Annotated in this window: 18 protein-coding genes and 2 rRNA genes; 9 read left to right on the plus strand and 11 right to left on the minus strand. The window is 57.6% G+C overall.

The genetic code is table 11. From position 1 onward, the window contains the following. Positions 1–35 precede the first annotated feature (35 nt). The 3 genes from MN186_RS13845 to MN186_RS13855 are packed head-to-tail and all read left to right on the plus strand — an operon-like array spanning position 36 to position 1376. Entirely contained in the window at positions 36–353 is a 318-nt protein-coding gene (locus tag MN186_RS13845; RefSeq protein ID WP_242114951.1) for a DUF1244 domain-containing protein, read from the plus strand. Next, on the plus strand, positions 353–991 hold the full coding sequence (locus tag MN186_RS13850; RefSeq protein WP_242114952.1) for a DUF5671 domain-containing protein: 639 nt from the start codon (positions 353–355) through the stop codon (positions 989–991). Before MN186_RS13845 ends, MN186_RS13850 begins: the two co-directional genes overlap by 1 nt. Further along, positions 981–1376 (plus strand): hypothetical protein, encoded by a 396-nt coding sequence (locus MN186_RS13855; RefSeq protein WP_242114953.1) that lies wholly within the window; start codon positions 981–983, stop codon positions 1374–1376. The genes MN186_RS13850 and MN186_RS13855 overlap by 11 nt, the downstream gene beginning before the upstream one ends. Before the next feature lie 12 nt (positions 1377–1388). On the opposite strand, the gene MN186_RS13860 is transcribed toward MN186_RS13855, so the two are convergent. Then, positions 1389–2243, minus strand: a complete 855-nt coding sequence (locus MN186_RS13860) for a D-amino-acid transaminase (RefSeq protein WP_242114954.1) — start codon at positions 2241–2243, stop codon at positions 1389–1391. A gap of 104 nt (positions 2244–2347) precedes the next feature. Between MN186_RS13860 and MN186_RS13865 the strand changes: the two genes are divergently transcribed. Further along, a complete protein-coding gene (locus MN186_RS13865; protein ID WP_242114955.1) occupies positions 2348–2797 on the plus strand; it encodes a DMT family transporter in 450 nt (149 codons plus the stop codon). A 5-nt stretch (positions 2798–2802) separates the two neighbouring features. On the opposite strand, the gene dgcA is transcribed toward MN186_RS13865, so the two are convergent. Together dgcA and dgcN are read right to left on the minus strand one after the other, a co-directional pair. Beyond that, positions 2803–3768 carry an N-acetyl-D-Glu racemase DgcA gene (gene dgcA / locus MN186_RS13870; protein ID WP_242114956.1) on the minus strand — a complete coding sequence of 322 codons (966 nt, stop codon included), beginning with the start codon at positions 3766–3768 and terminating at the stop codon, positions 2803–2805. Positions 3769–3799: 31 nt separating this feature from the next. Then, positions 3800–4801, minus strand: coding sequence for an N-acetyltransferase DgcN (gene dgcN, locus MN186_RS13875; protein ID WP_242114957.1), 1002 nt, complete (start codon positions 4799–4801; stop codon positions 3800–3802). 280 nt (positions 4802–5081) lie between these two features. Between dgcN and MN186_RS13880 the strand changes: the two genes are divergently transcribed. The 3 genes from MN186_RS13880 (at position 5082) to MN186_RS13890 (ending at position 7598) form a co-directional block, all read left to right on the plus strand. Continuing rightward, a complete protein-coding gene (locus MN186_RS13880; protein WP_242114958.1) occupies positions 5082–6041 on the plus strand; it encodes an L-malyl-CoA/beta-methylmalyl-CoA lyase in 960 nt (319 codons plus the stop codon). Between the two features lie 226 nt (positions 6042–6267). Further along, complete coding sequence (locus MN186_RS13885; protein ID WP_242114959.1) at positions 6268–7233, plus strand: acetyl-CoA carboxylase carboxyltransferase subunit alpha; 966 nt, start codon at positions 6268–6270, stop codon at positions 7231–7233. 26 nt (positions 7234–7259) lie between these two features. Then, positions 7260–7598: a carboxymuconolactone decarboxylase family protein gene (locus tag MN186_RS13890; protein ID WP_242114960.1), complete on the plus strand. Its 339-nt coding sequence runs from the start codon at positions 7260–7262 to the stop codon at positions 7596–7598. 12 nt (positions 7599–7610) lie between these two features. On the opposite strand, the gene MN186_RS13895 is transcribed toward MN186_RS13890, so the two are convergent. Genes MN186_RS13895 through MN186_RS13910 form a run of 4 tightly spaced genes read right to left on the minus strand, consistent with a single transcriptional unit; the run spans position 7611 to position 10525 of the window. Then, positions 7611–8216 carry a pyridoxamine 5'-phosphate oxidase family protein gene (locus MN186_RS13895; RefSeq protein WP_242114961.1) on the minus strand — a complete coding sequence of 202 codons (606 nt, stop codon included), beginning with the start codon at positions 8214–8216 and terminating at the stop codon, positions 7611–7613. Further along, positions 8194–8949, minus strand: coding sequence for a lysophospholipid acyltransferase family protein (locus MN186_RS13900; RefSeq protein ID WP_242114962.1), 756 nt, complete (start codon positions 8947–8949; stop codon positions 8194–8196). Before MN186_RS13900 ends, MN186_RS13895 begins: the two co-directional genes overlap by 23 nt. Continuing rightward, positions 8949–9854 carry a cell division protein FtsX gene (locus MN186_RS13905; RefSeq protein WP_242114963.1) on the minus strand — a complete coding sequence of 302 codons (906 nt, stop codon included), beginning with the start codon at positions 9852–9854 and terminating at the stop codon, positions 8949–8951. The genes MN186_RS13900 and MN186_RS13905 overlap by 1 nt, the downstream gene beginning before the upstream one ends. Then, the gene (locus MN186_RS13910) at positions 9851–10525 is read right to left on the minus strand and encodes a cell division ATP-binding protein FtsE (protein WP_242114964.1); all 675 of its coding nucleotides are present in this window, start codon (positions 10523–10525) and stop codon (positions 9851–9853) included. The genes MN186_RS13905 and MN186_RS13910 overlap by 4 nt, the downstream gene beginning before the upstream one ends. 157 nt (positions 10526–10682) lie before the next feature. Between MN186_RS13910 and MN186_RS13915 the strand changes: the two genes are divergently transcribed. Then, positions 10683–11579 (plus strand): zinc-ribbon domain-containing protein, encoded by an 897-nt coding sequence (locus tag MN186_RS13915; RefSeq protein WP_242114965.1) that lies wholly within the window; start codon positions 10683–10685, stop codon positions 11577–11579. Positions 11580–11832: 253 nt separating this feature from the next. Here MN186_RS13915 and MN186_RS13920 read toward each other — a convergent pair whose 3' ends face one another. Both MN186_RS13920 and MN186_RS13925 read right to left on the minus strand, forming a co-directional pair. Continuing rightward, a complete protein-coding gene (locus tag MN186_RS13920) occupies positions 11833–12246 on the minus strand; it encodes a universal stress protein (RefSeq protein WP_242114966.1) in 414 nt (137 codons plus the stop codon). Between the two features lie 135 nt (positions 12247–12381). Continuing rightward, a complete protein-coding gene (locus MN186_RS13925; protein ID WP_242114967.1) occupies positions 12382–13626 on the minus strand; it encodes an AGE family epimerase/isomerase in 1245 nt (414 codons plus the stop codon). Positions 13627–13798: 172 nt separating this feature from the next. Here MN186_RS13925 and MN186_RS13930 point away from each other — a divergent pair, with 172 nt between their 5' ends. Continuing rightward, entirely contained in the window at positions 13799–14734 is a 936-nt protein-coding gene (locus tag MN186_RS13930) for a carbohydrate kinase family protein (RefSeq protein ID WP_242114968.1), read from the plus strand. Between the two features lie 405 nt (positions 14735–15139). Here the strand turns inward: MN186_RS13930 and rrf are convergent. Further along, a 5S ribosomal RNA gene (rrf, locus tag MN186_RS13935) occupies positions 15140–15254 on the minus strand. A 211-nt stretch (positions 15255–15465) separates the two neighbouring features. Then, positions 15466–18362, minus strand: a 23S ribosomal RNA gene (locus tag MN186_RS13940). Between the last annotated feature and the right edge of the window lie 5 nt (positions 18363–18367).

Here is an 18367-nt window from a genome sequence, read left to right on the forward strand (position 1 = left end):
CCTCTGCAAAGGCCCAATCAGCCAAAGGACACGCCATGGATGACCAAACCCGCACCGAACTTGAAGCCGCCGCCTATCGCCGGCTGCAAAAGCACCTGATGGAGGACCGGCCCGAGGTGCAGAATATCGACATGATGAACCTGGCCGGTTTTTGCCGCAACTGCCTGTCGCGCTGGTATCAAGAGGCCGCGAACGAGCGCGGAATCGAGATGTCGAAAGCCGAAGGGCGCGAGGCATTCTATGGAATGCCTTATGACGACTGGAAAAAGAAGTTCCAGACCGACGCCAGCGCCGAAAAACAGGCTGCATTTGACGTGGCGTTCAAGGAAAACGTATTGGGCGAAAAGGGCTGATGCGCCCATCCGATCAATTGGCCGCGTTCACCCGCGACGCGCTGTCGGGGGGTCAAAGCCGTGGCGACATCCGCGCGGCTTTGGCCCGGTCCGGCTGGGCGCCCAACGAAATCGACGAGGCGCTGGACGCGTGGGCCGATATCGACTTTCCCACCCCGGTGCCGCGCCCCCGCCCCTATGTCTCGGCGCGCGAGGCGTTCTTTTACGGGCTGATGTTCGCCGCCCTTGCGATGACCGCATGGCATCTGGTCGCACTTTTGCACAACCTGATCGACCATTGGGTTGCGGACCCTCTGAACGACGACGCGGGGCGGTATGCAATCAATTCGACCCGCTGGTCGATTGCCGCGCTCGTGGTGTTCGCGCCCACCTTCCTTGTGATGAACCACCGCGCGGTGCAGGCGACCAACTCCGACCCCGGCAAACGTCGGTCAGGCGTGCGCAAATGGTTCGGCTATGTGACGCTGTTCCTCGCCTCGATCTCGCTTCTGGGGGATCTGATGGCGATGATCTATGCGCTGCTCAGCGGTGATCTGACGGTGCGTTTCATGCTCAAGGCATTGGTGGTGGCCGGTGTAGCGGGCACGGTCTTTGCCTATTTCCGGCAGGACACGGAAGAGGCGCAGGATGGGACGTGATACAATCATCCCGGCGCTGATTGCAGCATTGGTTTTAGTCGCCATCGCGGCGGGGCTGACCATTACCGGCGGCCCGATCTCGGCACGTGCGGAACGGCGCGATTTGGCGCGGCTGGACGATTTGCGTACTCTGAAAACTCTGATCACTTGTCAGCATCAAGTGAACGGTGCGTTGCCTGATACGCTGTTCGTTGATACAAATTGCGCCTACAGCCCGTTGGGCACGGACCCGTTGACCAATGCGCCTTATGGCTATGAAAAACTGTCAGACACGTCCTATCGCCTGTGTGCCAGTTTCGAACGGCCCGATCTGATCCGCGATCACGATCTGGGGCCGGGCACGTGGCAGCCCGACAGCGGGTGTTTCATCCTGACCCAGCCCTAGCAGCCCGCCGGACTATACCGCCGATTTCAGGCTTTCGTCGATATAGATCTCGCGAAGCCGTGTCGCCACCCGGCCAGGTTCGCCCTCGCCCAGCACAACGCCATCGATCTGCACCACGGGCATCACAAAACCGGACGCTGACGTATAGAAAGCCTCGTCCGCGTTCTGTGCTTCTTCGATGGTGAAGCTGCGTTCTTCAACCTCCATCTGCGCTTCCTCGGCATAACGCAGAACGGCGGCGCGGGTAATCCCGTGCAGGATGTCGTTGGACAACCCGCGCGTGATGATCTTGCCATCCTTCACGATATAGACGTTGTTTGACGTGCCCTCGGTCACATAGCCGTCTTCGATCATCCAAGCGTCATCAGCGCCCGCCGCCTGCGCCATCATTTTCCCCATCGAGGGATAAAGAAGCTGCACCGTCTTGATGTCCCGTCGCCCCCACCGAATATCGTCGATCGAGATCACTGTCATAGGCTTCACCGACTTTGCCAGCCCCGGCTTTGCTTGCGTGAACAAGACCACGGTCGGCTTGACCTCGTCGGGGTTCGGAAACACGAAATCACGATCCCCCGGCGCCCCGCGCGAGATTTGCAGATAGATCAACCCCTCGTCGATATCGTTCAGACGCACCAGCTCGCGATGGACCTCAAGCAGATCGTCGGTCGTAATCGGGTTTTCGATACCCAACTCGTTCAACGACCGTTTCAGCCGCTGGGCGTGGCCGTCAAACGCAATCAGTTTGCCACCCAGAACGCTTGTCACCTCGTACACGGCATCTGCGAACAGAAAGCCACGGTCGAAGATCGAGATCTTTGCGTCGGTTTCAGGCAGGTACTCTCCGTTCACGTAGACGGTGCGGGTCATGTCAGGTCTCCTTGGTGTGACGTTGCGGGCGCGTTGACCCGCACAGCGTTTCCTGTTTTGGCTGTTGATACTCGGCCCTGCGACAGATGCAAAAGGGAAATACCATGCCAAGCGCAACACATTCCGCCGTCATCATGCTGACCGCAGGGATCGGCATCCCGGTGCTGGCTGCCCTGAACGCAGCACTGGGGCAGCGCATGGGATCGCCAATCGCGGCAGGGGTAATCCTGTTTCTGGTGGCGCTTGCGACAACCGGGGGTGTGTTCCTGGCCTCTGGCGGGTCGCTGAGGGGGGCCATCGGCGCGCCGCTGCACCTGTTTTTCGCAGGCTGCCTTGTGGCATTTTATGTGCTGACGATCACTTGGGTCGCGCCTAGTTTCGGGGTTGGAAACGCGGTGTTTTTCGTGCTGTTGGGGCAGTTGATTTCTGCCGCGGCCATCGACCATTTCGGTCTGTTTGGCGCGCAACCCAGCCCGCTGACATTCTGGCGGATGGCAGGCATCGCGGTCATGGGGGTCGGCGTGTTCCTGACCCAGATCGCGGGGCGCAGCTAGATACCTTACCCCCACAGCTTGGCCGATGGCGGGTGAACGCCTTTGTCGTCGAACAACAGCGGCGTGTCGCGATCTTCGGCCAGCAAAAGCGGTCCGTCCAGATCCGTCACCATCGCGCCCTGCGCGACCAACGTGGCAGGCGCCATCGCCAGCGACGACCCCACCATGCAGCCAACCATGACCTTGTAACCATCGGCCAAAGCGGCATCACGCAACGCCAGCGCCTCGGTCAGGCCGCCGGTCTTGTCCAGCTTGATGTTTACGACGTCATACTTGCCCTTCAGTCCCGGCAGGCTGTCGCGGTCATGGCAGCTTTCATCGGCGCAGACCGGTACCGGGCGCTCCATCCCGATCAGCGCATCATCTTCACCCGCTGGCAGAGGTTGTTCGACCAGATCGACGCCCAGTCGCACAAGATGCGGGGCAAGGTCGGCATAGACATCGGCCGACCACCCTTCGTTCGCGTCCACGATGATGCGGGCCTTGGGTGCCCCTTTGCGCACGGCCTCAAGCCGCGCCATGTCGTCGGGGGTGCCCAGCTTGATCTTCAGAAGCGGGCGATGGGCGTGTTTTGCAGCCTGCGCCTGCATCTCGGCTGGTTCGGCCAGTGACAGGGTATAGGCGGTGATCTCGGGCTTCGGCGCAGGCAAGCCTGCCAGTTCCCAGACACGTTTACCCGCGCGCTTGGCCTCAAGATCCCACAAGGCACAATCCACCGCGTTGCGCGCGGCGCCTGCTGGCAGACGGTCCAGCAGTGTCTGACGCGTCACATCAGCGGGCAGACCCATGATCTGATCCGTAACGCTTTCAAGTGTCTCGCCATAGCGCGCATAGGGCACACATTCGCCCCAGCCTTGATGATCGCCATCCGTGACCCGAACAGTCAGCACCTTCGCCTCGGTCCGTGACCCGCGCGAAATGGTGAACACCTGCGCCAGCTTGAAGACATCTGCCGTGATTGAAATTTCCATGTCTGCCCCCTGTTTAGCCTGAACTGGCAGTTTATACAGCCGCCAGCGCATCCACCAGCTTGTCGGCCCCGAACCGGAACGGATCGGTGGCGGGCAGGCCCATCTTGGCTTCAAGCTCTGCCAGATAGGCGGTAGCGGCATCCTCGGCCATATGTTGGGTGTTGACCGAAATACCGATGACCTGACAGGCCGGGTTGACCACCTTTGCCAAGGTCAAGGCAACATCGCGCAGGTCTTCCAGCGATGGAAGCTGATAATCGGGCAGTCCGCGCATATGCTCGCGCGTGGGTTCGTGGCACAGGATCAGCGCATCGGGCTGGCCGCCATGGATCAGTGCCATCGTCACCCCGGAATACGAGGCATGGAACAGCGATCCCTGCCCCTCGATCAAATCCCAGTGGTCGGGGTCGTTGTCGGGCGAGATATATTCAACCGATCCCGCCATGAAATCCGCCACCACCGCGTCCAATGGCGCACCGTCCCCGGTGATCAGAATACCGGTTTGCCCAGTGGCGCGAAAAGTCGATTTCATCCCGCGTTCGCGCATCAGTTTATCCATCGCCAGCGCGGTATACATTTTGCCGATCGAGCAATCCGTACCCACGGCCAGACAGCGCTTGCCGGTGCGTTTCTTGCCGTTGGCAATAGGGTATTTGACTTCAGGCAGGCGCACATCATGCAGCTCTTGCCCGGTCGCTTCGGCCACCGCCACCAGATCGCGTTCGTCGCGCAACAGGTTGTGCAGGCCCGAGGCAAGGTCGAACCCTTCCTCAAGCGCCATCACCAGCATCTTTTTCCACTCCGGAGAGATTACACCACCCCGATTGGCCACGCCAATGACCAGCGTCTTTGCCCCCGCTTCTTTCGCTTCGGCCAAGGTCATGTCGGCCAAGCCAAGGTCCGCACCGCAGCCGTCCAGGCGCAATTGGCCTACGGCGTTCTCGGGTCGCCAATCTTTGATGCCCTGCGCGACTTTCGCCGACAATTGGTCGGGCACATCGCCCAGAAACAGAAGGTAAGGTGTCTTGATCATATTCGCGCCCCGTAAACATGTTTGAGGAATATTCCGTCGAAAATCACGACAATTCCTTGCAAAATCAGCGCTTCTAAAAGCTATTTCAAAATATTCTTCGGATTTTGTCGTATATAATCGAATATTTCCCCAATTCCGTTATGAAGCCCACCAGAATCTTCCACCTGCTGCGCCGCCGCACGACTCCTTTCTGCAGGTGCAAAATAACCTTGCCAGCCAGTCAGTAATTTAATAACGATTGCAGTCGAGAAGTCGTAATATCCTTACTGAAAGGTGCTGCATGTCCTTCCGCATCCAACCCGCCGCCCCGGCCCGCCCCAACCGCTGCCAGTTGTTTGGCCCGGCCTCGAATACAAAATTGTTCGCGAAGATGGCGACATCGGCAGCGGACGTCATCAACATAGACCTTGAGGATAGCGTCGCACCCTCAGACAAGGATATGGCGCGCGCCAACGCGATCGAGGCGATCAACACCGTCGACTGGGGCAACAAATACCTTTCGGTTCGCATTAACGGGCTGGACACGCCCTATTGGTATCGCGACGTGGTCGATCTGCTGGAACAGGCTGGCGGCCGTCTGGATCAGATCATGATCCCCAAAGTGGGCTGCGCCGAAGACATCTATGCCGTCGATGCACTGGTCACGGCGATTGAGCGCGCGAAAGGTCGAACCAAACCCATCAGCTTCGAGGTAATCATCGAAAGCGCCGCCGGCATCGCGCATGTCGAAGCAATCGCGGCAGCTTCACCACGCCTTCAAGCCATGTCGCTGGGCGCGGCTGACTTTGCCGCATCGATGGGAATGCAGACCACCGGGATCGGTGGGACGCAGGAAAACTACTACATGCTGCGCGATGGAGAAAAGCACTGGTCCGATCCGTGGCATTGGGCACAAGCCGCCATTGTCGCGGCCTGTCGCACACACGGGGTTTTGCCGGTGGATGGACCTTTCGGCGACTTCTCGGATGACGAGGGTTTCATCGCGCAGGCCAAACGTTCGGCCACTCTGGGGATGGTGGGCAAATGGGCCATTCACCCCAAGCAAATTGCACTTGCCAACGAGGTATTCACCCCGTCAGACGAAGCCGTCGCCGAGGCCCGCGAAATTCTGGCAGCGATGGAAGAGGCCAAGAGCAAGGGCGAAGGCGCTACGGTTTACAAGGGTCGCCTAGTCGACATCGCGTCGATCAAGCAGGCCGAGGTGATCGTGGCGCAGGCCGAGTTGATCGCCAACAGCTGATTTTTTGCGTCATTCCAGAAAGTCCCCCCTCATGTGGGGCCTGTGTCTTTGGTGCGGACTGTCGCAGCGCAGGCAAACCAGTCGCATCGGAAACCGGCGCGGGTTGAGGGGGGTGGAAAATGCCCACATCCCGCACCAATTTGCGCCGCGGAAATCAGAGCAACAGTTGTATTGCCGCGCCGCAAGCGGCATATAGCGGGGGACAGACACGCAATCAGGCTGACCTATGACCAACTATCTTGAGTTCGAAAAACCGCTGGCAGAAATCGAAGGCAAAGCTGAAGAGCTGCGCGCCCTTGCCCGCGCCAATAAAGAGATGGACGTGGAAGGCGAAGCCGCCGCGCTGGACACCAAGGCCGGCACGCTGTTGAAAGAGCTTTACAAGGATATGTCGCCCTGGCGCAAATGCCAGGTTGCGCGCCATCCCGATCGCCCGAACTGCAAAGACTATATTGAGGCACTGTTTACCGAATACACCCCACTGGCCGGCGACCGGAACTTCGCTGACGACCATGCGGTGATGGGCGGTTTGGCCCGGCTTGACGACATTCCCGTTGTCGTGATCGGGCAGGAAAAGGGCAACGACACCAAATCACGCATTGAACGCAATTTCGGCATGGCGCGGCCCGAAGGCTATCGCAAGGCCATCCGCCTGATGGATCTGGCCGACCGTTTTGGCCTGCCCATCGTGATGTTGGTGGACACGCCCGGAGCGTATCCTGGCAAAGGCGCGGAAGAACGCGGCCAGGCCGAGGCGATCGCCCGGTCGACCGAACGCAGCCTGAATGTGAAATCGCCGGTAATCTCGGTCATCATTGGCGAGGGTGGTTCAGGTGGGGCGGTCGCCTTGGCCACCGCCAACACCGTGATGATGCTAGAGCATTCGATTTATTCGGTAATCAGCCCGGAAGGGTGCGCGTCAATCCTGTGGAAAGATGCCGAAAAGATGCGCGAAGCCGCCGAAGCCCTGCGCCTGACCGCGCAAGACCTGAAACAACTGGGTGTCATTGACCAGATCATCCCCGAACCGCTGGGTGGCGCACAACGCGGGCGGGTTGATGCCATTCAAGCGGTTGGCAAGGCGATCGGAGCCGAGCTGAAATCGCTGAAAAAGCGCCATAAAGGCGACGCGCTGATGAAAGAGCGCCGCGAGAAGTTCCTGAAAATGGGTGAAAAAGGGCTGGCAGCCTAAGCACGCCCACCGGACAGGAGGCCACCATGGACTGGAAAGCATTTCTTGCCGATATTGAAGTCGGCACCAATCATCTTGCCAATGGTATCCCCGCAACGATGAAGGGTTTCGCGCAGATGGGCGCTGCTGCCAAAACCGACGGTGCGCTAAGTGAAAAGACCAAGGAATTCATTGCGCTTGGCATCGCCATCTCGACCCGCTGCGACAGTTGCATCGGTTTTCATGTGCGATCACTCGTGCGACTGGGCGCGACCCGCGACGAAATGAACGAGGCGCTGGCGATGGCGTCCTATATGGGCGGTGGCCCGTCGATTGCCTACAGCGCCAAGGCACGCGAAGCGTTCGACCAATTCAGCGCGGGTTAAGGGCGCGGACTTTCACCACATGCTGGATTTTGCGCGGTCCGGCCATTCCTTATCATAGGTGGCCCCGTCAAAATCGTCCGCGGTCATTTCTTTGAGCATATCCCCCACCGTCGGCAGCCCGGCACTTTCATCGCCCGACGTCCACAAACCTGCGCGCAGTATTGCACGGCCGCATTGAGAGTAGATTTCGTGGACGCGGATCACGACAACCGTTCGAGGTTGCTTGCCGGCCTTCTGGAACCGGGCGCGCAAGGTGGCATCGGCAGTCAGGCGCGCTTCGCCATTCACGCGCACCACATTGTTTGACCCCGGCACCATGAACATCAGCGACACGCGTGGATCATTGACTATGTTGCGCAGACTGTCGATCCGTTCATTGCCACGCCAATCGGGCAGAGCAAGGGTTTGCGCGTCAAGCTCCGCCACCACGGGTCCATCATCGCCGCGTGGACTGCCATCGGCGCCTTCCGGCCCCACGGTCGACAGAACACAGAAGCGCGAGGCCATGATCCAATCGCGGTAGGTCGGTGTCAGGTGATGCGACACCTTGATTTTGGAAGCTTCGCCGGGCGTGCCGTAAAGGGCTTCCAGATCTTTAATTGTGGTCAGATATTCCATCGTGCTTCACCTCAAGCCCCGCCTCTTTCATCAGGGCGTTTGATCCAGTTTCGATCACATCTTCCAACTGTTTCATGAACAAGGCCAGTTTCAACCCTGGCTCGATCTGCGGGTGAAATTCAACCACGGCAAGGCCAGGATGGCGCATGATCCCATGACGCTTCCAAAACACGCCTACATTGGTCGAGGCTGGTACACAGGGTTGCCCTGTCTCACGATAGAGGACTCCTGTCCCGATCTTATATGGCTTGGCCTCTCCCGCCGCGACGCGCGTGCCTTGGGGAAAGATGATCAGCTGACCGGGCAGCGCCGCGCCCGTTTTCACATCCGCCATCATCTGCTTGATCGCCGTGCCACGTTTACCACGATCAACGGCCACGCACCCGATGCGTTGCGCGTAATATCCCAGGATCGGGGCCCATTTCAGTTGCTTCTTCATGATGAATTTCGGGCGTGGCACGGCCGAGGTAATCATAATAATGTCCAGAAAGCTCTGGTGTTTTGACGCGATAATCACCTCGTCAGTTGGCGGAGCGCCCCGGATTTCAGTACGCAACCCAATCATCCAACCCGCCGTCCAACGCACCCAGCGGCAATAGGTATGAATGGCCGAAAACGCGTAATCGCGATTTACCATGGCAAGCGGCGTGAAGAACACCGCCAGCACCGCCATCATCAGATACATCTGCATGATGAAAAACAGTGATCGAAGCCATTGGATCGCGTCACGCATCAACGTTTCTCCTGCAAGACGTTTTTGGCTGTTTGGCGAGTCGCAAGAAAGGCGACAAGTGCTGCAAACAACGGGATCAACGCCGGCCACAGCCATTCCCACCGTTGGAATCCGATCCCGGTCAAGAAATTTCCTTGGTCCCCAACCGATGGCATCAGAAAAATGGCCAGAGCACCCAACGTTGTGCCCACGACAGCCCCGCCCAGCGCGCGCAGGGTATAGCGGCGGACGAAGGCACGGGTGATATAGTTGTCTTGAGCGCCAACAAGACGCAAGACGCGGATGACCTGTTCATTGGCGGACAGCGCAGCAGATGCTGCCAGCGTGATCACCACCCCTGCCAGCGCCGTGATCAACACGATGGCAACCAGACCCAATGCGCGCAGGCGGGTCGCCGCCCGCACCAGCGGTTCACGCCATCGAGCGTGATCGTCAAGAATGGCGCCGGGCGCTTCGCCCGCCAGTCGCGCGCGCAGCCCTTCGGGGTCGAAACCTTCGGCATCCTCGATCACCTCGACCAGTTTCGGGATAGGCAATTGATCCAACGGCAGGTCAGGCCCGAACCACGGCGCGAGCAAGGCGCGTTGTTCGTCATCGCTTAGGGGCCGCGCGTCTTTCACGCCGGGGGTCGTGGCCAGCACCTCCATCACGGCAAGCACCTGTGCATCCATTTGATCCAAGGGCGCAGTGATGCGGATGGTCGAGCTTTTCGCAAGCGCGTCGCCCCAGCTGTCCGCCAAACGGCCCGTTGCCAAAGACAACGCCAAGGCAAACACCGCCAGAAACGCCATCGACGCGGCCGCAAACACGGTCAGCCGGGCGGTATAACCTGTCGGCGGAACGACCCGGTCGGCCTGCGCATCACCGGCCAGAAAATGCATCAACGTGCTGAGCCGCGCTTTCATAGGTCCGCTCCTGCCTGGTGAACATTTTTGTTCGAAATCCGCAAGACCCGCGCCTGCACCTGCGCTTTGGCAGACCGGATCAGGTTCATGTCGTGGGTGGCGATCAGGACGGTCTTGCCCATGCGGTTCAGCTCGACCAGAAGCGTCAGCAGCCTGAGCGACATTTCCCAATCCACGTTGCCAGTGGGCTCGTCCGCCAGAATGACGTCGGGCGACATCACCACGGCGCGGGCCAGGGCCGCACGCTGTCGTTCGCCGCCGGAAAGCTGGGGCGGCTTGGCGTCGCGCTGCGTGGACAGACCGACCCAAGCCAGCAGATCGTCCAATTCGGACGGGTCGGCAAGACTGCGGCCCGACACGGTCAGGGGCAGCGATACATTCTCGGCCACACTGAGGTGATCGAGGAACTGGCAATCCTGATGCACCACACCAATCCGGCGACGGGCCTTGGCCACATCGTCACGCGACATTTGCTGCGCATCACGATCGAACAGCGACACCCTTCCTTTCGTGGCGATCAGCGCGCCGTAGCACAGCTTGATCAATGTGGTTTTGCCAGCCCCCGATGGCCCGGTCAGGAAGTGAAAAGACCCCGGCGCCAGTTGCAGTGAGATGTCCGATAAAAGGGTCGTATCCCCGTATCCATAGGACACTTGTTCCAGCTCGATCACGCGCGGTCCTCGCTTCTTGTTTGGCGACCGTTTTGCCTCAGCCTTGCATTTGTTTCAATGCAGAGCTTGCAATGGTTTGATTTTCGAGGTGAAACTGACATATTGATCCGGTAACGGCAGGAAAACCCCGCGAAGCGTCGGGGATCGAGGGAATAGTATGCGTCTGGTTTGCCCGAATTGCGGCGCTCAGTACGAGGTGGATGATCGTGTGATGCCCGAAACTGGGCGTGACGTACAATGTTCGAACTGCGGACATGCGTGGTTCCAGGTGCCTCCTAGTGTCGAATCGAAAGAAGTTGAGCCTCAGGAAGAAGATGTCGCAACCCCATCGCCATTCGACGATATAGAAGATATCGACGAAGACGACGCAGGTGAAAAGGATACCGAAACATCCGTCAGTCCCGATGCGCTGGATGAAGAAGCCTCTGTCGATGAGTCGGTCGATGATGATGATGACGACAATGACGGGGCCGATGCGCCTGCCGCCATGCCTGCACGGCAGTTGGACGACAATGTGCGCAGCATTCTTCACGAAGAAGCCGAACGCGAACGCTCCGCCCGTGAAGAAGACCGCGAGGCGCTTGAGACCCAGACTGACCTTGGTCTTGACGAAGCGCCCGGCCCAACAGAGGACGAGGCCGCGCGCGATACTGCGACAGGCCAATCCGGCGATGGGTCGGACAATGGGGATGATCAACCGCTGGCCCCGGACGAGATGAAAGGTCGCAACGTTCTGCCGGATATCGAGGAGATTAACTCGACCCTCGATGCGCCGGACGGGCAAGCCGCCGTTGCAACGCCTGAACCTGATACAGACGCGACGCCCGGCACGACGGGATTTCGTCGCGGGTTCATACTTGTGATTGTTATCGCCTGCCTGTTGGCAATTCTTTACATTTTCGCACCTGTGATCGCGGAACGCGTCCCGGCCCTTGAGCCGTTCTTGGAGCAATTCGTAGATCTAGCCGACCGGGTCCGCATCGGGGTTGAGGAAACCATGAGCGCGGCTGTCGAGAAGATGCAAGGACTGCTTGACCAACCCGATAACGGTTAATGAAAACACACCGACTGGCCGCTGTCGCGTAGGCGCGGGATCTGTTGCTTCGGAAAGTTCCCGATGCGGCCAATACGCGATCACCCATAAAGCGCTGGTCAACTGGGTAAGAAATCCAAGGGCCAGGCCGCATATCGCAGGCATCAAAAGACATCCGGATACTACTTTTTCAAGAGGCTCTCGGATCAACCGCTCACCCCCCAGATACAACCGGGGGATGGGGGTATATTAGAACACTTGGGCGGCGCGGTGATCAATCACGCGTTCGCTGAACATGCACCGCGCAGCGGCAATGGCGCACCACCCGCGCAGCGGTCGAACCAAGGAAAAAATCGCTCAAACCGGGTTTGTGCGAACCGATCACGACGCAATCAAAGTCATGCTCGTGCGCATAGTCGATGATCGTGCGTGCTGTATGCCCCGACAGAAGAACCGGCTTCACGCCATCCATTCCTGCGGTTTTCTGCTTCAAGATATCGCGGGCGTTGTCCAGCCCGGCTTGTATGACATCGTCATTCAGATAGGCGCTGACGGACGCATGCGGGGCTTCGTGCACATGCAGCGCGGTGATTGCGCCGCCATCGGCCATCAAGCTGCGTGCAATTTCCAGCGTTTCGGGCGAGATGCCGTGGTCCAACGCCATCGGGACCAGAATCTTCTTATACATGGGTTCCTCTTTCCATCATGTTGTACCGTTGGGTAACGAAACGGATTAACCGCTCCGTGCCTTGATGCCCGCCCTATGGCACAGATCAGGCGATTGTGCACCATGATGCGCATCATACGGACAGCTTTTTCGGGGTTAGTCACGCAAAAGGCCCGGCAGATGATCGGTCATGCGGGACAATGTGGGAATCAAGGGAAAAAGGCTGGCTTGGACCGAATGATAGATGTCTGGCTTTCCCATGAATTGGGTTGCTGTGGGCTGGCCTTGGCTGTCGATTTCAGGATACCAACCGCCCCTGTCGTGATCCATGAAATGTTCGTCTGCAAACTGCCACAGGCGGGCATACCAATCACGTTGCGCACTCGATCCGCCCAGTTTCAGAAAACTGGCAAGAACGCCAATTGCCTCGGTCACAGGCCACCAGTAACGATCACAGATGGCGGGTGATCCATCAAAATCCAGCGTATAAAACAGCCCGCCCTTCTGTTGATCCCATGCATCTGTCAATGCCTGCTCGGTCAAAGTCCAGGCGGCATCCCGCGAGGCATCATCGGGTCGCCCGCTAAGGTCCCAGTATTGCAACAATAGTCGGGCCAGCTCGAACGAGTGACCGGGCGTGGTGCCCGCAGGGCGAAACATGGGGTTGCCCGCGTAATCACGGTCGACCTGCCAATCGCCGGTGTAATGTTCAGGCAACCGCCAGTTTTCAAGCGGGGCAATTTTGCCAACAAAAAAATCCAAAATGCGCCCGGCCTGCTGTCGATACCGTTCCCGACCGGTCGCTTCATAGGCGGTCAATAGGGCCTCGACCCCATGCATGTTTGCATTCATCCCGCGATAGGTCGAAAACGGCGACCAGTCGCGCGCCCATTCGTCGGCAAACAGCCCGGCGTCATCCTTCCAATAATGCCGTTCAAGAATAGCGGTCACATCGTCCAACAATCTGTCCGCATCTGAGTGTCCGGCCAGTTTTGCACTGGCACCGGCCAGCAGAACAAAGACATGCCCATAGGCCAGCTTGCGCCCGTTCGTGACCTTGGGGCCATTCAGCGCCCACAGATATCCGCCATGATCACAGTCGCGATGATGCCCCCACAGATAAGCCATACCGTGATCGATTATCGCCTCACAACCCGGCACCCCGGCAAGTTTGCCCAAAGCATAGGAATGAACCAGCCGCGTTGTGGTATGCAGCTCTTGCACATCGGTCTTCAGCGGCTGGCCGTCATGGTCAAGCAAATGATACCCGTCGCGCGATCGCGAACTGGCCTTGAAAAACGCAAACTGTCGCCGGGCGTCGGCACGAAGCCAGTCGCGGTGCTCTGCCGTATTGAACTGGTGGCGCGGGGCGGGTGGTCGCGCGGGATCATATGCTGTCATCAAAGAACCTTGTGGGGATTTCAGGCTAGAAGCATTTCCGGTTTGATTTGCGTTATAGCCTTAGCCTACTTGCCCCATCCATCCAATCCGGATCGAACCGGCGGTGCGCGGCGTTGACACACAGCCGAATTTCAGCGTTAAAACAACCCATCCCAACCGGAAGGTTTGACAGATGATCTTGTGCTGCGGCGAAGCGTTGATCGACATGATCCCCACCCCGACCAAAGCGGGGCCAGACGGGTTCGTGCCACATTCGGGTGGGGCAGTATTCAACACCGCCATCGCACTGGGGCGGCTGGGGGTCGAGGTCGGGCTGCTGACCGGGTTATCGTCCGACATTTTTGGCAACCAGTTACAAACAGCCCTTCACGACAGCCATGTGGACACATCGCTGGTGATCAAATCCGACCGGCACACTACGCTGGCCTTCGTGAAGCTGACTGATGGCCATGCGGCCTATTCCTTCTTCGACGAGAACTCGGCCGGGCGTATGATTTCACCGGACGATCTCCCGACCCTGCCCGACCACATCAGTGCACTATATTTCGGCGGCATCAGTCTTTCATGTGAACCGGGCGCCGACACTTATGCGCAGCTTGCCCAGACGGGCGCTGCCGGCAGACTTGTGATGCTGGATCCAAACATCCGCCCCGGCTTTATCGAGGATACCGCCCGCTATACCGCCCGCCTGCGCCGCCTGTTCGCGCTGGCCGATATCATCAAAGTTTCAGACGAGGATCTTGATTGGCTTCACCCCGGCCCCGATGATCTGCGTCGTAAGGCCGGTTTTTTGCTGAAGGAAGGCCCCGCCATTGTCATCGTGACCAAGGGGGCCGATGGCGCAGCTGCATTCACCGCCGAAGGGGTTGAGGCTGAGGCCAAAAGCGATCCGATAACGGTCGTCGATACGGTCGGAGCGGGCGATACATTCAACGCTGGCCTATTGGCGAAGCTGTCAGATCTGGACCTGCTGAACAAGACGGCGATCCGCGACATCACCGCAAATCAACTTCACGCCGCCCTGGCCTTTGGGGCTCGCATTGCGGCGATCACCGTAGGGCGCGCCGGTGCCAACCCGCCGTGGGCGGACGAGCTTTCGCAGACATAGAGGCTGAGCTGAGCCCTAGGTCGTTGTACGCGTGGCTGGTCAAATTTTGGAAGCCACAACGCGTCATAGACCAAGGGGCTGCGTTGAGGCGGCTGAATAAGGACCCGGCCCGCGTCACGAAGAGGCGTGACATCCTAAAAAGCGGCGGCGTACTTCGCGATGGAAGCAAAGTGAAGTACGCCTTCATTGCCGCCCATCAAAAGCATTTAATCAAGAGCATTTCAAGATCACGTACCTGGAGCCGGATGCCTTTGGGTTGATACGCCGCTTGGCGCAGCTTGGCATCTTGGATGGATCAGCTTTCGTCGTTTTATACGGTTTGTCTGCCGGGACTACCGTTATTTTAGGGGCTGTTTGTTTTGATTATTTTATCATCGTATTGAGAGATTCTTGGCTTTTTATTAGGTTTGGCGGCGACCTACTCTCCCACGTCTTGAGACGCAGTACCATCGGCGCGACAGTGCTTAACTTCCGAGTTCGGGATGGGATCGGGTGTTTCACTTGTGCTGTGACCACCAAACCGAATAAAGAGCCAAGTTGATCGATTTTTGCGTTGCAAAATATCGATCAACGGCGGCAGGCGTTTGCACAGCAAATGCCGATAGCCACCCCGATTGAGGTCGCTTACCGCCGGTTCCAAGTCAGTACACTGGTGTGTATGCTTTTGATTTATCAGTATCGTTTTGTACCGCTCTCTTTACGTGATCGCGGTGATCTATCTTCTACTGGATCAAATCAAGCCTATCGGACCATTAGTACCGGTCAACTGAACGCATTGCTGCGCTTACATCTCCGGCCTATCGACGTGGTAGTCTTCCACGGTCCTCAGGGATACCTTGTTTTGAGGGGGGCTTCCCGCTTAGATGCCTTCAGCGGTTATCCTGTCCGTTCATAGCTACCCAGCACTGCCGTTGGCACGACAACTGGTCCACCAGTGGAACGTTCACCCCGGTCCTCTCGTACTAGGGGCAACTCCTCTCAAGTATCCTACACCCACGGCAGATAGGGACCGAACTGTCTCACGACGTTCTAAACCCAGCTCACGTACCTCTTTAAACGGCGAACAGCCGTACCCTTGGGACCTGCTCCAGCCCCAGGATGAGATGAGCCGACATCGAGGTGCCAAACACTGCCGTCGATATGGACTCTTGGGCAGTATCAGCCTGTTATCCCCGGCGTACCTTTTATCCGTTGAGCGATGGCCCTTCCACTCGGGACCACCGGATCACTATGGCCGTCTTTCGACTCTGCTCGACTTGTCAGTCTCGCAGTCAGGCTGGCTTCTGCCATTGCACTCAACGAGCGATTTCCGACCGCTCTGAGCCAACCTTCGCGCGCCTCCGTTACTCTTTAGGAGGCGACCGCCCCAGTCAAACTACCCGCCACACAGGGTCCCGGATCCGGATAACGGACCGCGGTTAGACATCAAACAGAATTAGGGTGGTATCTCAAGGGAGGCTCCACAGAAACTGGCGTTCCTGCTTCAAAGCCCACCACCTATCCTGCACAAATTGTGCCTGATGCCAGTGTGAAGCTGTAGTAAAGGTGCACGGGGTCTTTCCGTCTAACCGCGGGAAGCCTGCATCTTGACAGGCAATTCAATTTCGCTGAGTCGATGTTGGAGACAGCGGGGAAGTCGTTACGCCATTCGTGCAGGTCGGAACTTACCCGACAAGGAATTTCGCTACCTTAGGACCGTTATAGTTACGGCCGCCGTTTACCTGGGCTTCAATTCAAGGCTTGCACCTCTCCTTTTAACCTTCAGGCACCGGGCAGGCGTCAGACCCTATACGTCGTCTTACGACTTCGCAGAGCCCTGTGTTTTTAGTAAACAGTCGCCACCCCCTGGTTTGTGCCCCCAGTCAATACTTGCGTAGAAACTGGGCCTCCTTCTCGCGAACTTACGGAGGTATTTTGCCGAGTTCCTTCAACATCGTTCTCTCAAGCGCCTTGGTATGCTCTACCTATCCACCTGTGTCGGTTTAGGGTACGATCTAATAGAGGGGCTATTTCCAGGAACCTCTCAGCAGCCCATTCAATCCAATAAGGATGAACTACCTCCGAGATTCGTCACCACCTCATGGCCCAGGAATATTAACCTGGTTCCCATCGACTACGCCTTTCGGCCTCGCCTTAGGGGTCGGCTTACCCTGCTCAGATTAGCTTTAAGCAGGAACCCTTGGATTTTCGGCGACAGGGTCTCTCACCCTGTTTGTCGCTACTCATGTCATCATTCTCACTAGTGATCTCTCCACGGGATCGCTCACGCGCCCGCTTCACAGAAAGCTCCGTGTCTCCGACACTCATTTTTGATGTCCTACCGCTTCGCTACTTGAGGACCAGCCTCAAACAGACAAAACAATACAACAAATGAGTTAAGAGACATGGAACTATGTCACACTACGCTCTGCTACCGCATGCACAAAGTGCACACCCTAAGCTTCGGCTCATGGCTTGAGCCCCGGTACATCTTCGCCGCAAGACAACTTAATTTAGACCAGTGAGCTGTTACGCTATCTTTAAAGGATGGCTGCTTCTAAGCCAACCTCCTGGTTGTTTTGGTCGTCTCACCTGCTTTCCCACTTAGCCATGAATTAGGGGCCTTAGCTGTAGGTCAGGGTTGTTTCCCTCTCCACAACGGACGTTAGCATCCGCTGTGTGTCTGCCATATAGTACTTCTCGGTATTCGGAGTTTGATTAGGATCAGTAAGGCTGTAGGCCCCCATTACCCATTCAGTGCTCTACCCCCGAGAGTATTCGTATGACGCTCTACCTAAATAGATTTCGCAGAGAACCAGCTATCTCCGAGTTTGATTGGCCTTTCACCCCTAGGCACAGCTCATCCCGTTCTTTTTCAACAGAAGTGGGTTCGGTCCTCCAGTGCATGTTACTGCACCTTCAACCTGGCCATGCCTAGATCACTCGGTTTCGGGTCTGATCCATCTAACTCGACGCCCTATTAAGACTCGCTTTCGCTGCGCCTACACCTAACGGCTTAAGCTTGCTAGATAGACCAAGTCGATGACCCATTATACAAAAGGTACGCCGTCAGCCCGCAAGGGGCCTCCGACTGATTGTAGGCGTTCGGTTTCAGGTACTGTTTCACTCCCCTCGTCGGGGTGCTTTTCACCTTTCCCTCACGGTACTGGTTCACTATCGGTCAGTAAGGAGTACTTAGCCTTCGAAGGTGGTCCTCCGATCTTCAGACAGAATTTCACGTGTTCCGCCCTACTTAATACGTCCTATCATGCTTCATATACGGGACTGTCACCCACTCTGGTTGTGCTTTCCAACACATTCTATCCACACTCAAGGCTCGGCTGGTCCCCGTTCGCTCGCCGCTACTAGGGGAGTATCAATTGATGTCCTTTCCTCCGGGTACTTAGATGTTTCAGTTCCCCGGGTTTGCTTTTATAAACCTATGTATTCAGTCTATAAATACCTGTCTCAGAAAGATATAAGCTGCCACGATGGGCAATTATATCAAACTGTCAGGTGGGTTGCCCCATTCGGAAATCTCTGGGTATAACGGCTATTCTCACCTTCCCAAAGCTTATCGCAGAGTATCACGTCCTTCATCGCCTCTTACTGCCAAGGCATTCACCAAACGCCCTTCTCGCGCTTGATTTGATC

The organism is Aliiroseovarius sediminis (assembly GCF_022678485.1).
Classification (GTDB): Bacteria; Pseudomonadota; Alphaproteobacteria; order Rhodobacterales; family Rhodobacteraceae; genus Aliiroseovarius; species Aliiroseovarius sediminis.